Source organism: Thiothrix lacustris DSM 21227, assembly GCF_000621325.1.
Taxonomy (GTDB): Bacteria; Pseudomonadota; Gammaproteobacteria; order Thiotrichales; family Thiotrichaceae; genus Thiothrix; species Thiothrix lacustris.
This window is the reverse complement of the sequence record NZ_KK211257.1, coordinates 24,793-39,326: the sequence shown is the minus strand read 5'-3', so window position 1 is coordinate 39,326 and position 14,534 is coordinate 24,793. Positions and strand designations below refer to the sequence as shown.

The 14,534-nt window shown below is 53.4% G+C and carries 13 protein-coding genes, 1 other RNA gene and 1 riboswitch; of the genes, 6 read left to right on the top strand and 8 right to left on the bottom strand.

Annotation, left to right across the window (positions count from 1 at the left end):
• Window positions 1–7 precede the first annotated feature (7 nt).
• From mraZ to Q394_RS0116920, 3 genes are all read right to left on the bottom strand, one after another.
• Window positions 8–463, bottom strand: coding sequence for a division/cell wall cluster transcriptional repressor MraZ (mraZ, locus tag Q394_RS0116925; protein WP_028490281.1), 456 nt, complete (start codon window positions 461–463; stop codon window positions 8–10).
• A gap of 270 nt (window positions 464–733) precedes the next feature.
• Window positions 734–1,088: RNase P RNA component class A (rnpB, locus tag Q394_RS21755), an RNA gene on the bottom strand.
• Between the two features lie 24 nt (window positions 1,089–1,112).
• Window positions 1,113–1,313, bottom strand: a complete 201-nt coding sequence (locus Q394_RS0116920; RefSeq protein ID WP_028490280.1) for a hypothetical protein — start codon at window positions 1,311–1,313, stop codon at window positions 1,113–1,115.
• A 123-nt stretch (window positions 1,314–1,436) separates the two neighbouring features.
• On the opposite strand from Q394_RS0116920, the gene Q394_RS0116915 reads away from it, so the two are divergent.
• A complete protein-coding gene (locus Q394_RS0116915) occupies window positions 1,437–1,889 on the top strand; it encodes a universal stress protein (RefSeq protein ID WP_028490279.1) in 453 nt (150 codons plus the stop codon).
• A 23-nt stretch (window positions 1,890–1,912) separates the two neighbouring features.
• On the opposite strand, the gene Q394_RS0116910 is transcribed toward Q394_RS0116915, so the two are convergent.
• A complete protein-coding gene (locus tag Q394_RS0116910) occupies window positions 1,913–2,200 on the bottom strand; it encodes a hypothetical protein (protein WP_028490278.1) in 288 nt (95 codons plus the stop codon).
• Between the two features lie 155 nt (window positions 2,201–2,355).
• Window positions 2,356–2,447: riboswitch (TPP riboswitch) on the top strand.
• A 37-nt stretch (window positions 2,448–2,484) separates the two neighbouring features.
• Between Q394_RS0116910 and thiC the strand changes: the two genes are divergently transcribed.
• The gene (thiC, locus tag Q394_RS0116905) at window positions 2,485–4,347 is read left to right on the top strand and encodes a phosphomethylpyrimidine synthase ThiC (protein ID WP_028490277.1); all 1,863 of its coding nucleotides are present in this window, start codon (window positions 2,485–2,487) and stop codon (window positions 4,345–4,347) included.
• A 54-nt stretch (window positions 4,348–4,401) separates the two neighbouring features.
• Here the strand turns inward: thiC and Q394_RS0116900 are convergent, their stop codons facing one another.
• Window positions 4,402–5,340, bottom strand: coding sequence for an esterase-like activity of phytase family protein (locus Q394_RS0116900; RefSeq protein WP_051543531.1), 939 nt, complete (start codon window positions 5,338–5,340; stop codon window positions 4,402–4,404).
• Window positions 5,341–5,549: 209 nt separating this feature from the next.
• Here Q394_RS0116900 and Q394_RS0116895 point away from each other — a divergent pair, with 209 nt between their 5' ends.
• The 3 genes from Q394_RS0116895 to Q394_RS0116885 all read left to right on the top strand — a co-directional run bounded on the left by Q394_RS0116895 (window position 5,550) and on the right by Q394_RS0116885 (window position 7,222).
• Complete coding sequence (locus Q394_RS0116895) at window positions 5,550–5,816, top strand: GlsB/YeaQ/YmgE family stress response membrane protein (RefSeq protein ID WP_028490275.1); 267 nt, start codon at window positions 5,550–5,552, stop codon at window positions 5,814–5,816.
• Window positions 5,817–5,937: 121 nt separating this feature from the next.
• The gene (locus tag Q394_RS0116890) at window positions 5,938–6,861 is read left to right on the top strand and encodes a restriction endonuclease (RefSeq protein WP_028490274.1); all 924 of its coding nucleotides are present in this window, start codon (window positions 5,938–5,940) and stop codon (window positions 6,859–6,861) included.
• A 70-nt stretch (window positions 6,862–6,931) separates the two neighbouring features.
• Window positions 6,932–7,222: a helix-turn-helix domain-containing protein gene (locus Q394_RS0116885; RefSeq protein WP_028490273.1), complete on the top strand. Its 291-nt coding sequence runs from the start codon at window positions 6,932–6,934 to the stop codon at window positions 7,220–7,222.
• Between the two features lie 49 nt (window positions 7,223–7,271).
• Here Q394_RS0116885 and clpB read toward each other — a convergent pair whose 3' ends face one another.
• Together clpB and Q394_RS20975 are read right to left on the bottom strand one after the other, a co-directional pair.
• Entirely contained in the window at window positions 7,272–9,881 is a 2,610-nt protein-coding gene (gene clpB / locus Q394_RS0116880) for an ATP-dependent chaperone ClpB (protein WP_028490272.1), read from the bottom strand.
• 125 nt (window positions 9,882–10,006) lie between these two features.
• A complete protein-coding gene (locus tag Q394_RS20975; RefSeq protein WP_051543530.1) occupies window positions 10,007–10,390 on the bottom strand; it encodes a Uma2 family endonuclease in 384 nt (127 codons plus the stop codon).
• Window positions 10,391–10,517: 127 nt separating this feature from the next.
• Here Q394_RS20975 and Q394_RS0116870 point away from each other — a divergent pair, with 127 nt between their 5' ends.
• Window positions 10,518–11,042 carry an anthrone oxygenase family protein gene (locus tag Q394_RS0116870; protein ID WP_028490271.1) on the top strand — a complete coding sequence of 175 codons (525 nt, stop codon included), beginning with the start codon at window positions 10,518–10,520 and terminating at the stop codon, window positions 11,040–11,042.
• Window positions 11,043–11,049: 7 nt separating this feature from the next.
• Here the strand turns inward: Q394_RS0116870 and purL are convergent.
• A partial coding sequence (gene purL / locus Q394_RS20970; RefSeq protein WP_051543529.1) for a phosphoribosylformylglycinamidine synthase occupies window positions 11,050–14,534 on the bottom strand: 3,485 nt, incomplete at its 5' end.

Sequence of the window (14,534 nt, the reverse complement as noted above, 5' to 3'; positions counted from 1 at the left end):
ATAGTCCTTATAGGGACACCTGATTTAAAAAGTCATGGGCTTCATCATCATCCTGAGCTTCCAGCAACCAAGATGCACGTGCAGCCGCCCAAATCTCGGCATCCCACAATTCCAATTTGTTTGCCTGTCCTACCAACACGGCTCTCTTATCAAGACCGGCATACTCACGTAATAAGACTGGAAGTAAAATTCGTCCTTGTGCATCAAGCTCCAGTTCTGCCGCATGACCTAGGATAAGGCGCTGCATATTGCGCACCTTGCGATTTATATTAGGAAGCACCATGAGATTTTTTTCTACTGTCAGCCACTGACCCATGGGATAAATGAGCAAGCATTTGTCCGTGTGATCGACAGTGATAACAATCTGACCGCCAGAATTTTCCAAAAGATCCTCACGGTATTTAGCTGGCATGGCAAATCTGCCTTTAGCGTCGATTGATACACTCGAAATACCACGAAACATATTGCCCTATTCCACTTAAAATGGGAAAACTCTCTACTTTTCTCCATTTTTCTCCACTTACGAAGAAATATAGGCAGACATCCCCACTCTGTCAATAAAATCAGGGGAGAAATGACTTTAAATAAAATAAGCGATAGTGAAAACAAGATGAATAGACTAATTAAAATTCAGCATTTTTATGATAAACAATGAGTTAATATGCTAGAGCTAGAACGTGGATTAATACCTAAATTGCCATTTTTTTAATAAATTATAGTAATGGCAAATAAAAAGTAGAGCTGATCTGTAAGCCGGGTTCTGTCGTGGACAATCATTCATCTGGGATATACGTCACCGTATACCTCTAGCAACCTACCCGGATGCAGTGCGGGTCACACCAATGCATCCCTATTTGGTCTTGCTCCGAACGGGGTTTGCCGTGCCATCGACTGTTACCAGCGACGCGGTGCGCTCTTACCGCACCCTTTCACCCTTACCGATGAGCAAGCTCAAAGGCGGTTTACTTTCTGTTGCACTTTCCGTCAGCTCACGCTGCCCAGGCGTTACCTGGCGTTCTACCCTATGGAGCCCGGACTTTCCTCCACCGCCTACTTGCGTAGGAAACAGCGATTGCCCGATCAGCTCTGGAGCGCAACATAACAGATAAAGGTTAGCGTTGCACCTGTGCAGCTGCAGAAATCTGCTGGGAAGGTGGTTCTGCTACAGAATGAGGGCTAGTCAACGTCCAATACTGGAAAAAACGCTGCGGAAACATCTCGGGATGACTCATCGCACCATACAGCAACAACAACGTCGCCAACGTAAACGCAATCAGAATATCGGTAACACTACTAACAAACCACTTAAACACAGACACTCCTTCGACACAGCAATCAGGGTAATTACAGATATAGCTCAAACTTCCCACTTCTGCTATCAGCTAGACTAAAATAATACTGATATCAGGCAAAAATCTGTAAAGGAGAATATAGCCATGTTCAATTATCAACACATACTTGCACCCATTGATTTGTCCGATAGTAGCAACCCTGTGATCCAGCGTGCGCGCGAATTGGCAGAACACTACGGTGCCCGCCTCACACTGTTACATGTAGTCGAAAATATACCGCTAGGAGCAGAGCCTTTTGGTGAACCCTCCAGCCTAATCATGAACGAAGAACTACATCAACAGCAGCTCCGTAATGCCCGCAAGAAAATGCAGACACTGACAACACCCTTTTCGCTGCCACTCAACGTTGAACAAACGATAAAAGAAGGTTTTACCACCAGTACCATCCTAGAGTTTGCCAACCACAAGCAAATTGACCTCATCGTGATTGCCCACAGCGGTAAAAAAGGCTTTCTCGGATTTCTGGGTTCGACAGCGGACGCGATTGTCAAATCAGCAGACTGTGATGTACTGGTAGTCAAACACCAACTTTCTTGAAGGCGTGCGAGGTACTCTTTGGCTTAAATAATACGGAGAATAGCATCCTGCAAGTGCACCGTTACCATAATGGAGATAACACCACCCAACAAAACAAGCCCCGGTTTGCGCAAAATGGACAAACGGTGAGACGCTAACATAGCCCCAGCCAAGAAAAATCCAATCAGGCCGATCATCACAGCGGAGGGTATATTCATACCCGCTAGTCGAGCGATGCTGAGAAAAATACCGCCACCAATGCCTGCAAACAATAATGCCTTCAGCACTTCCGAGGGCACAACACAATAAGTACGTGCTACCAAATCGTTCATGCAAAGCTCCTGTTAAACAACATGAAAGTCGCAGCATAGTATAAGACTTTGCTAAAGTACAAATGCAGAAATCGCAAAGCGCCGACCAATTGCGCTATTCCGCCGACAGTTTGCCGGGTTATACCTGATTCGTGTTGAATCTGTTACAGTGCAATTTGATGAGCCGGGGGTGCCTTCGCGGGCTGAGATCATACCCTTGGAACCTGATACGGACTATACCGGTGTAGGGAGGCTCCAGCGCTTGCCGTGGAGTTTTTACTACACTTCATGGAGAAATAAATTACATGAGCGCAATACCAGCAGCCTTCCTAAAAAAAACCGCTGAACTATCCAGTGAAGTGACCCAACCTTTCCCCAATTCCCGCAAGGTTTATGTGCAAGGTTCACGCCCTGACATCCGTGTCGGTATGCGTGAAATTGACCAAGACCCCACCGCAGCGAGTTTTGGCGTGGAAGAAAACCCCCCCATTCCCGTCTATGACACCTCTGGCCCTTTCACCGACCCTACAGTTGCAATCAACCTGCTGGAAGGCATTCCCGATGTGCGCCTGAACTGGATTATAGAGCGCAACGATACCGAACAGCTCGATGCACCCACCTCAGATTTTGGGCTGGCACGCCAGAATGACCCGGCGCTGGCGCACTTGCGCTTTGCCCACTTGCGTGCCCCACGCCGTGCCAAAGCAGGCAAAAACGTCTCGCAAATGCATTACGCCCGCCAAGGCATCATTACGCCGGAAATGGAATACGTTGCCATCCGCGAAAACCTGAAGTTGCAAGAACTGCGTAAAGACCCACGTTACGCCAAACTGTTGCGCCAACATGCGGGCCAAGCTTGGGGCGCAAACCTTCCCGCTGAAGTCACCCCTGAATTCGTGCGCAAAGAAGTCGCGGAAGGCCGCGCCATCATTCCCGCCAATATCAACCACCCGGAACTGGAACCGATGATTATCGGTCGCAATTTCCGCGTCAAAATCAACACCAATATTGGTAACTCAGCGGTTTCCTCCTCGATTGAAGAAGAAGTCGAAAAAATGGCATGGTCAGCCCGTTGGGGCGGCGATACCTTGATGGACTTGTCCACCGGCAAAAACATCCACGAAACTCGCGAATGGATTCTGCGCAACGCCCCCATGCCCATCGGTACAGTCCCCATCTATCAAGCACTCGAAAAGGTCAATGGCAAAGCCGAAAATCTGACATGGGAAATCTTCCGCGACACCCTGATCGAACAAGCTGAACAAGGCGTTGACTACTTCACCATCCACGCAGGCGTGCGCTTGGCTTACGTGCCAATGACCGCCGACCGCGTAACCGGCATCGTTTCCCGTGGCGGCTCGATCATGGCGAAATGGTGTCTGGCGCATCATCAAGAAAGCTTCCTTTACACCCACTTTGAGGACATCTGTGAAATCATGAAAGCTTACGACGTAAGCTTCTCACTAGGTGATGGCTTGCGCCCCGGTTCTGCCGCTGATGCCAATGACCCTGCACAGTTCGCCGAACTCGAAACATTGGGTGAATTGACCAAAATCGCGTGGAAGCACGATGTGCAAGTGATGATCGAAGGCCCCGGACACGTTCCCCTGCACATGGTCAAAGAGAACATGGACAAGGAATTACAGGACTGTTTTGAAGCACCGTTCTACACCTTGGGGCCGTTGGTAACGGACATTGCCCCCGGTTACGACCACATCACCTCCGGCATTGGGGCTGCGAATATCGGCTGGTACGGTTGCGCCATGCTGTGCTACGTCACCCCCAAGGAACATCTAGGCTTGCCCAACAAGGAAGACGTGCGTGTCGGCATTATCACCTACAAAATTGCCGCCCATGCTGCTGACCTTGCCAAAGGCTGGCCAGGTGCACAGGTACGCGATAATGCCATGTCGAAAGCCCGTTTCGAGTTCCGTTGGGAAGACCAGTTCAATCTGGGGCTAGACCCTGACCGGGCGCGTGAATACCACGACGAAACTTTGCCGAAAGATTCCGCGAAAGTAGCGCATTTCTGCTCCATGTGTGGCCCACACTTCTGCTCGATGAAGATCACGCAGGATGTACGCGATTACGCCGCCAAACAAAAAGGCATGGAAGAAAAAGCCGTGGAATTTGTAAAAATGGGTAGCAAACTCTACCACGAGGCTTAAGCCGACCCTAAAAATGCCCCCGAAATCGACAAGATTAGGGGGCATTGGGCTGCATCACGTCCCCTCATCAAGGGTAAACAACATCAGTTTGGTTGATAAAAACTCCTCATCGCCATCATCACTAACCATCAAATACTGATTGCCCTGAAGATGGGTTAATCCCTCAAAGTTATCCACCAACAAATAATTGGAAAGCACTTTCAGATTCTGTACTTCACAACGATCCTCCTTGGAACAATGCTTAAAATCCAAATAACGCAAACTCACCACAAAGGGATTAAAAATCCCCGACCATGCTCGCTCCAGAATCAGTAAATTGCCGCTGGGTAATGCCTCCAATGCACTAATACCGCTATTTTTCGCCGGATAGGCGGTAAAAGACCAACGCCTCCCTTTAGTAGAATAGAGCGTATGCAGATTAGGCGGTTCTGTTTTAAGAGGCTGCTCAGGAGCTGTAATAAAGCCATAACGGGGATAAAACGCTACCGATTCCAGCGACTCATTTCCATGTTGATAAGCACCCCCATTCTGCAATGCTTTCGGCAATTCAATATTTTTGATCGCCCGTCCTTCTGGAGCAAAACGGATAATGCGTGGCTCACCCTCAAAGGCAATCACCAGTTGCGTATCACCGCGTTTGCCGTTGGCAGCATTAAGCAGAGTCAAGCCCTCGGAATCACGCCGCCCTTTTTTCACTTGCTCCCCAGCTATGTCGGTAAGATTCGCCGCATACAACGGTTCAGCCGCCACAATGCGATTACCCTCCAGTTCCAAACGGAAGTGAAAAATGCGCCCTTTGTCAGAAAGGGCGTAGAGTAATTGCTCATCCTTATCCCACGCCAGCCCCGACAGCTCGGCAATTTTGATGCCATTAACCGCCTGTCGCGGAATCACGAAGCTGCTTTGCACCTCCAAGACCGGCGCAGCCGCCCAGCCAGTCGGTATCACCATTCCCTGTAACGCCAACGACAAGATTAATCCCAAACGCCTCATGCCGACTCCCATCCTTTGCAGGCCAATGAATTGCAGGGCGCATCTTAATTCGCCTAATCCTCCCTGTAAACCTGTCACTCATCGACTGAACACCACCGTTAATAGTCCTAATAAATACAATTAGATAATCAACCCTGAAATTAACACCTATACTGTTTTTGGCAGTTGCCGAATATATAAATTTACCACGGTTAAAAAGGAGTCTATTTATGGGTGCGGAGATTACTCAAATTCTAATCATGTTGGGCATCGGTGCGGTCGCTGGCTGGTTGGCTGGTATTCTCATGAAAGGCGCAGGTTTCGGCCTGATTGGTAACATCATTGTGGGTATCATCGGTTCCGTGATTGGCACATTTGTCGGTGGCATCCTTTCGGTGAACCTGGGTCTTGGCCCATTGCTGGGAACACTGGTCTGGGCAGTCATTGGCGCAGTTATCCTGCTGTTCATCATCGGATTGGTGAAAAAAGCGGTGTAATTACCGAACTCTCCCGACGTACAAACAAAAAGCGCGACACCCGTTGCGCTTTTTTGTTGAGGCATGAAAAACCGGCGGATTCATGGCATGATCATCGCAAGCCCCCTACTGACCAAAGCCCATGCCGATACCTGATTACCAAACCTTGATGCGCCCGCTGTTACAATTGGCAGCCGATGGAAAGGAACACAAATTGCGTGATGCTGTCACGCTGCTGGCTGACCATTATTGCCTGAGCGAAGCCGAGCGCAGTGCCATCCTCCCCAGTGGCACGCAATCGGTTTTTGGCAATCGGGTAGGCTGGGCGCGTTCCTACCTCAAACAAGCGGGGGCATTGCGTTCGCCCCGACGCGGCCATTTCGTGATTACCGAACGCGGGCGGCAATTGCTCCAAACCAACCCGCTCAGCATCCGCGTTGCCACCTTGGCACAATTCCCCGAATTTCAGGCATTCCGCAACCGTCGCCAGACAAATAAAATCGATAACGGCACAATGCTGGACATGGATTCCGAGGTCATTTTCGATGACACCCCCGAAGACATCCTCGCCTCCGCGCACCGCCTTTTATGCCGCAACCTTGAACAGGAAGTGCTGGAAACCGTCAAAGAAGCCTCCCCCACCTTCTTTGAAAAACTGGTAGTCGATTTATTGATCAAGATGGGCTACGGCGGCAACCGTCAGGATGCAGGCCGCGCCATCGGCAAAAGCGGCGACGGTGGCATTGACGGCATCATCAACGAAGATCGGCTGGGCGTGGATGTGCTGTACATGCAAGCTAAACGCTGGGAAGCCACGGTGGGTCGCCCCGAAATCCAGAAATTTGCCGGGGCGCTACAAGGGCAACGGGCGAAGAAAGGGATTTTCATGACCACCTCCACCTTTTCCCGTGAAGCCAAAGAATATGCTGGCTCGATTGAGACACGCATCATCCTGATTGACGGCGAAAAACTCGCGGCGTTGATGGTGGAATACAATGTGGGCGTGTCGGTAGTCGAACACTACGAAGTGAAGAAGGTAGATACGGATTATTTTGAGGGTGGGTAACTCCCCAAAAAACGTAACGACCTAACAAAATTCACAACAACTCTGATCAAACACTATGGAGAGTAGCAACATGGGTAGCGCATTCACCAGCATCAAACAAGGCTTGGAAGAAGCCATCACTTTTGCAAAAGGCAACTGCCCGCAAGCAAAAGTACATCAGTTCTCACCTGTCGATGTGAAAAATGTCCGTACAAAAGTGGGCATGACTCAGATTGAGTTTGCGGCAACATTTGGTATTAGTGTCTCAGTACCTTGCGGCCATTGGGAACGCAGAGATCGTACTCCGCACGGCGCAGCACGGGTCTTGCTGCATGTAGTAGCGAAAGAGCCGCAAGCGGTACTACGCGCATTGGCAAATTAACAAAACAGAGTGCCACACTAATGCAGCACTCTGGCTATCAACTTTCTATTTAGGCTTCAGTAGCCTCAACCAACGCCGTAAACGTCAGCCTACCCTCTTCCACTCCCACCATAATCGTATCTCCCGGCATGAACCTGCTGCTGAGGATTTGCTGTGCCAGCGGGTTTTCGACCTGCTGCTGAATTGCCCGTTTCAACGGACGTGCGCCATAAACAGGGTCAAAACCCGCTTCTGCCAGTAAGTCGAGTGCCGCGTCGCTGATCTGGATGCCCAAATCACGCGCCACCAAGCGCTTGCGCAGGTTGTTGAGCTGAATATCGGCAATCTGGCGAATTTCAGCCTGATCCAGTGGGTGGAATACCACGGTTTCGTCGATACGGTTGATGAATTCGGGGCGGAAATGCGTGCCAACGACTTCCATCACCGCTGCTTTCATCTGGTCGTAGTTGTCCTCGCCCGCCATCTCTTGAATGATGTGCGAACCGAGGTTCGAGGTCATGATGATCACGGTGTTGCGGAAGTCCACCGTGCGGCCTTGCCCGTCGGTCAAACGCCCGTCGTCCAGCACTTGCAGCAGCACATTGAACACATCGCTGTGAGCTTTTTCCACCTCATCCAGCAGGATCACGGAATACGGGCGGCGGCGCACGGCTTCGGTCAAATAGCCGCCTTCCTCATAGCCAACATAGCCGGGAGGCGCACCAATCAGGCGTGCCACGGAATGCTTTTCCATGAATTCGGACATATCAATCCGCACCATCGCCTCGTCAGTATCGAACAGGAAGGTCGCCAACGCCTTGGTCAGTTCGGTTTTGCCCACGCCCGTTGGCCCCAAGAACAGGAACGAACCGCTGGGGCGGTTGGGGTCGGAAAGCCCGGCACGCGCCCGGCGGATGGCGTTGGAAACCGCCACCACCGCTTCGCGCTGCCCGATGACGCGCTTGCTGAGGGCGTCTTCCATGTGCAGCAGCTTGTCCTTTTCACCTTCGAGCATTTTGCTGACGGGAATGCCTGTCCAACGCGACACGATGTCGGCAATTTCCTCTTCGGTCACTTTGTTTTTCAGCAACTTGGTTTCTTGTGAGCCTGAGCCTGCAATGCTGGCATCGGCTTTTTCCAGTTGCTGTTCGAGTTCGGGAATTTTGCCGTATTGCAGTTCGGCCATGCGTTGCAGGTTGCCAGCGCGGCGGGCGGTGTCCATTTCCAGACGCGCTTGGTCGAGCGCCTCCTTGATATGGGTCGTGCCTTGCAGGGCGGCTTTTTCGCCTTTCCAGATTTCTTCGAGGTCGGAAAACTCGCCTTCCAGTCGGTCGATTTCGGCCTGCAAGTCAGCCAAACGCTTTTTGGAGGCGTCATCGCTTTCCTTTTTCAAGGCTTCGCGTTCGATCTTGAGCTGGATCAGGCGGCGTTCGAGCTTGTCCATCACTTCAGGCTTGGAGTCGATTTCGACGCGGATGCGGGAAGCAGCTTCGTCGATCAGGTCGATGGCCTTGTCCGGCAACTGGCGGTCGGTGATGTAACGGTGTGACAGCGTGGCGGCAGCGACCAGCGCGGGGTCGGTGATGTCGACGCCGTGGTGCACTTCGTACTTTTCTTGAAGGCCACGCAAGATGGCGATGGTGTCTTCCACCGTTGGCTCTTGCACCAGTACTTTTTGGAAGCGGCGTTCGAGGGCGGCATCCTTTTCGATGTATTGGCGGTATTCGTCGAGCGTGGTTGCGCCGACGCAGTGCAATTCGCCGCGTGCGAGGGCGGGTTTGAGCATATTGCCAGCGTCCATCGCGCCATCGGCCTTGCCTGCACCCACCATCGTGTGCAGTTCGTCGATGAACAGGATGACATTGCCTTCGGCTTTGGCGATGTCGTTGAGTACGGCTTTGAGGCGTTCTTCAAAGTCGCCACGGTATTTTGTGCCTGCCAGCAATGCGCCGAGGTCGAGGGAGAGCAGGCGCTTGCCTTTCATGCCTTCGGAAACTTCGCCGTTGACGATGCGTTGCGCCAAACCTTCGACCAGCGCGGTTTTGCCCACGCCGGGTTCGCCGATCAGCACCGGGTTGTTTTTGGTACGGCGTTGCAGGATTTGCACCATGCGGCGGATTTCTTCGTCACGCCCAATGATCGGGTCGATCTTGCCCTGTTCGGCGCGTTCGGTGAGGTCAATGGTGTATTTTTCCAGCGCCTGACGTTGCTCTTCTGCGTTGGGGTCGTTGACGGTTTGACCGCCGCGCATTCCTTCGATGGCTTTGTCCACTGCCCCTTTGGTCGCGCCGGTTTCACGCAACAAATTGCCGAGCGTGCCTTTGTCTTCCAGTCCGGCGAGAATGAAGAGTTCTGAAGAAATGTACTGGTCTTTGCGTTGCTGGGCGATTTTGTCGGTGATATTCAGCAATTTGCTGAGATCGTTGGAAACGTGCACGCTGCCTGCATCGCCACCGGAAACGCTAGACATACGGTCAAGCGCTTCGCCGAGTTTGGAGCGGAGCTGGTTGACGTTGACATCGGCTTTGGTGAGCAAGCCACGTGTGGAACCGCCTTCCTGATCCAGCAAGGCAATCATCAAGTGCGCAGGTTCGATAAACTGGTGATCATGCCCCAGCGCAAGCGATTGCGCGTCTTGCAGGGCGAGTTGGAATTTGCTGGTGAGTTTGTCCATTCTCATGTGGGCTACCTATCTATTTAGTTGGACGCGAGTGCGTCAGATGGGACAAATCTGGGGTAGTGAGTGGGGGAATTCAAGGTGGGGATGTGGATAAGTTTGATGTAAGTCAGGGTTTGTTGTTATCTTTAAGTCTGTACTATTTTAAGAGGTGCTCTCATAACAATAGTAACATCCGTCACGCCGAGCAGCGGCTTTGGCTTACCAAAATTCGCGTAATGCCCATGCCTAAAAGCAGGGGCATTACGCGAATTTTGGTAATAGAAGGCTTTACGCCCAATCGCACGGACTTTCACAGCTGAAGAATAAACCTTGCAAAGACTCCCACGCGAAGCGATCCGTAGCGCGGTAGAAATATTCACAGCAATTTCGTTGTGCCGTTTGGTCGTACCTGCCATCGCGTACACCTGCCCATCCACATATTCATGCCGTACCTCGCTATGCTTTTCACCCTCCAGATAATCCCCTTCGGATACGTAATTAAGCTGACATTGCTGGGCAATTGCTGACATTTTTATACCTCCACCTTACCGCCAATCACATCCGAACACAGCGTAAACCAGCTCCCCCTCAAAGGCAAAACGGATCTGACCACACCCATCCAGAACGCGTATACTCACTCCTTTTTAGCCAAAAACCATGAACGCAAAATTCCTCATCGTCCCACAACTACTAGCAACCCTACTGCTAGGCATCCTCTGCGGCGTATTTGCAGCCTTCACGCTGGATGTCACCCCTGCACTCCAGCAAGTGGATGCCACCACGTACACCCACGTGCAGCAACACCTCAACCAAACCCCGCGCAACCTAGGCTTTGCCGTGCTGTTTTTCGGCGCAACCCTATTTCCCTTCGTCTCTGCTGGTATGGCAGCATGGCAAAGCCAACGCCGCGTGGCGCTGTATTGGCTCATCATCGCACTGGTACATTTCATTGGCGTGTATTGGGTCAGCATCGTCATCAACATTCCGCTGCACCAGGAAACCCTGGGCTGGAATCCGGCAGCGCCCCCCACTGACTGGCAAAGCTCGCGGGAAAGCTGGGCAAACGGCAATTTGATCCGCACACTTACCGAAGGCGTGTGCTTTGTAGGTGCATTGACGCTGGTGGTATTACGGGGATGGCTGGCGGCACAACCAGTTTACGTGATGCGTCGCCAGCATTGAGTACAGGCTACCCCACCCAAACCCGCGCATTACGGAACATCCGCAACCACGCGCCATCTTCCCCCATCTCATCCGGTTTCCACGAGTGCTGCACGGCGCGGAACAAGCGTTCTGGGTGCGGCATCATGATGGTGAAGCGCCCATCAGCGGTGGTAACGCCCGTAATCCCCAACGGCGAACCGTTCGGGTTTTCCGGGTAATGCTCGGTGGCATTGCCGCGATTATCCACGTAACGCAAGCCCACCAGCCCTTCCGCCAACATACCTTCAGCCGTCGCAGTATCAAACACTGCCCGGCCTTCGCCATGCGCCACCGTAATCGGCATCTTCGAGCCTGCCATACCTTTCAGGAACAATGACGGCGACTCCAACACCTCGACCGCTGAATAACGCGCCTCGAACTGTTCGGAACGGTTGCGGTAGAAACGTGGCCAATGCGCCGCACCGGGGATCATGTCGCGCAATTGCGAGAACATCTGGCAGCCATTGCACACGCCCAGCCCGAAAGAATCTTGCCGCGCAAAAAAGGCTGCAAATTCATCGCTGGCTTGCGGGTTCATCAGGATGGTTTTCGCCCAACCGCCGCCTGCTCCCAACACGTCGCCGTAAGAGAAGCCGCCACACGCCACCAAGCCTTTGAAATCTTTCAGGCTAACGCGCCCGCTGATAATGTCGGTCATGTGTACGTCAACCGCCTTGAAACCGGCACGGTCGAACGCTGCCGCCATTTCCACCTGACCGTTCACGCCCTGTTCGCGCAGCACTGCCACCGCAGGGCGCACGCCGGTTCGGATATACGGCGCTGCCACATCCTCATCCGGGTCGAAGGTCGGGGTAAACGGCAGACCGGGATCTTGCACATCATCCAAACGCTCAAACTCTTGCGCGGCGCAATCGGCATTGTCACGCAACGCCTGCATCCGGTAGCTGGTTTCTGCCCAAACTTTCTGCAATGTCGCACGCGGGGCGCGGTAGACTTCCTTGTTGGCAAAGGTCAGCACCAGTTCGTCGCTGTCGTTGAGTTCGCCAATCACGTGGGTGCAATGCGCCAAACCGGCTTCGCGGAAGGCTTCCAACACAGAATCCGTATCACAATGACGAATTTGCAGCACCGCACCGAGTTCTTCGTTGAACAGCGCTGGCAATAGCTGCCCACTGATCTGCCCAATGCAAGCCGTCACGCCCACATGCCCGGCGAAACTCATTTCTGCCAACGTTGCCAGCAAACCGCCATCCGCACGGTCGTGATATGCCTGAATCAGGTTTTCAGCACGCAAATCCTGCACGGTGTCGAAGAAGGCTTTGAGCGCATCGGGGTTATCCACATCCGGCGCGTGATGCCCGACTTGCCCGTACACTTGCATGAGCGCAGAAGCTGCCAAGCGGTTGCGGCCTTTACCGAGGTCAACCAGAATCAGGTCAGTGTCACCCACGTCAGTGCGCAACGCTGGGGTCAGGGTCTTGCGGATGTCCTGCACCGGGGAAAATGCGGTCACGATCAGTGACAAAGGGGCAGCCATTTCGCGATCTTCGCCGTCCTGCTGCCAGACCGTTTTCATTGACAAGGAATCTTTGCCGACCGGAATCGCCAAACCTAAACGTGGGCACAGCTCTTCGCCGACCGCTTTCACGGTGTCAAACAGCGCGGCATCTTCGCCGGGGTAGCCCGCCGCCGCCATCCAGTTGGCCGACAGACGAATATTGCGAATGTCAGCAATATCCGCCGCCGCAATATTGGTAAGCGCTTCACCAATCGCCATGCGCCCGGAGGCTGCCGGGTTCACCAGCGCAATCGGGGTGCGTTCACCCATCGCCATGGCTTCGCCGAAATTTGTGCTGTAATCGCTGGACGTTACCGCCACATCCGCCACTGGCACTTGCCATGCACCGACCATCTGGTCGCGTGTGACCATGCCCGTGACCGAGCGGTCGCCAATGGTGATGAGGAAGGCTTTGGAGGCTACCGTCGGCAAGCGCAATACGCGCTCAATCGCCTCAGGAAGTTCAATGCCACTCAGGTCTATTTCCGGTTTGTGGAAGGTCTGGTGATGCACATCGCGCAGCATTTTCGGCGGTTTGCCGAGCAGCACGTTCATCGGCAAATTCACCGGATTGTTGTCAAACAGGGAATCGCCAACCAGCAATTGTTGTTCAATCGTTGCGCTACCGACCACCGCGTACACGGCGCGTTCGCGGTCACACAAGGCGCGGAACGTGTCGAGGCGGTCTTCGGCAATGGCGAGTACGTAGCGTTCTTGCGCTTCGTTGCTCCAGATTTCCATTGGTGCCATGCCAAGTTCAGCGTTGGGAACGGCGCGGAGTTCAAAGCGTCCGCCGCGTCCGGCATCGTTGACGATTTCGGGAATGGCGTTGGAAATACCGCCTGCGCCCACGTCGTGGATCGAGAGGATCGGGTTTTCATTGCCCAGCGCCACGCAGCGGTCGATGACTTCTTGGCAACGGCGTTGCATTTCGGGGTTGCCACGCTGCACGGAAGCGAAGTCGAGGTTTTCCGCACTCGTGCCGCTTGCCATTGAGGAAGCCGCGCCGCCACCCAGACCAATCAGCATCGCGGGGCCACCGAGGACGATGATCGGCGTGCCTTCCGGCAGCGGGTTTTTGTTGATGTTGTTTTCGCGGATATTGCCCATGCCGCCCGCAATCATAATGGGCTTGTGGTAGCCGCGCAGTTCCGTGCCCTTCGCGCCGGGCGCTTGCATTTCAAAGGTGCGGAAGTAGCCGGTGATATTGGGGCGGCCGAATTCGTTATTGAACGCTGCTGCGCCAATGGGCCCTTCGAGCATGATGTCGAGCGCGGAAACGATGCGCCCCGGTTTACCGAAATCGTGTTCCCACGGCTGTTCATAGCCGGGAATGCGCAGGTTGGACACCGAGAAGCCGCTCAAACCTGCTTTGGGCTTGGAGCCGTTGCCGGTGGCGCCTTCGTCGCGGATTTCGCCGCCCGAACCTGTCGCCGCGCCTGCGAACGGGGAAATCGCGGTGGGGTGGTTGTGGGTTTCCACCTTCATCAGGATGTGAACAGGTTCGTTGGTGTAGTGGTATTCGCCGGTTTTTACGTCGGTCAAAAAGCGCGTTGCCAACGGGCCTTCGATGACGGAGGCGTTGTCATGGTAGGCGGAGAGGATGCCTTCGGGCGCGTGCGCGTGGGTGTTGCGGATCATGGCAAACAGCGATTTGGGCTGTTCTTTACCGTCGATAATCCAATCGGCGTTGAAGATTTTATGGCGGCAATGTTCGGAATTGGCTTGCGCGAACATCATCAATTCTACGTCGGTGGGGTTGCGCTGGAGTTCGGCGTAATTTTCCGCGAGGTAGTCGATTTCATCCGGGGAAAGTGCCAGACCCCAGTCAGTGTTGGCTTTGGCGAGTGCCGCCGCTGCGTCGTCCGAAATGTCGACGTAGCGCAATGGCGCAGGCTCGGCTTCGCTGAACAGGACAATCGCATCTTGCGTGTCTGCCAGCACCATTTCGG

Coding starts and splice junctions, on each gene's coding strand:
- mraZ (WP_028490281.1), bottom strand. CDS start 463: ATGTTTCGTGGTATTTCGAGTGTATCAATCGACGCTAAAGGCAGATTT.
- Q394_RS0116915 (WP_028490279.1), top strand. CDS start 1,437: ATGTTCAATTATCAACACATACTTGCACCCATTGATTTGTCCGATAGT.
- Q394_RS0116910 (WP_028490278.1), bottom strand. CDS start 2,200: ATGAACGATTTGGTAGCACGTACTTATTGTGTTGTGCCCTCGGAAGTG.
- thiC (WP_028490277.1), top strand. CDS start 2,485: ATGAGCGCAATACCAGCAGCCTTCCTAAAAAAAACCGCTGAACTATCC.
- Q394_RS0116900 (WP_051543531.1), bottom strand. CDS start 5,340: ATGAGGCGTTTGGGATTAATCTTGTCGTTGGCGTTACAGGGAATGGTG.
- Q394_RS0116895 (WP_028490275.1), top strand. CDS start 5,550: ATGGGTGCGGAGATTACTCAAATTCTAATCATGTTGGGCATCGGTGCG.
- Q394_RS0116890 (WP_028490274.1), top strand. CDS start 5,938: ATGCCGATACCTGATTACCAAACCTTGATGCGCCCGCTGTTACAATTG.
- Q394_RS0116885 (WP_028490273.1), top strand. CDS start 6,932: ATGGGTAGCGCATTCACCAGCATCAAACAAGGCTTGGAAGAAGCCATC.
- clpB (WP_028490272.1), bottom strand. CDS start 9,881: ATGAGAATGGACAAACTCACCAGCAAATTCCAACTCGCCCTGCAAGAC.
- Q394_RS20975 (WP_051543530.1), bottom strand. CDS start 10,390: ATGTCAGCAATTGCCCAGCAATGTCAGCTTAATTACGTATCCGAAGGG.
- Q394_RS0116870 (WP_028490271.1), top strand. CDS start 10,518: ATGAACGCAAAATTCCTCATCGTCCCACAACTACTAGCAACCCTACTG.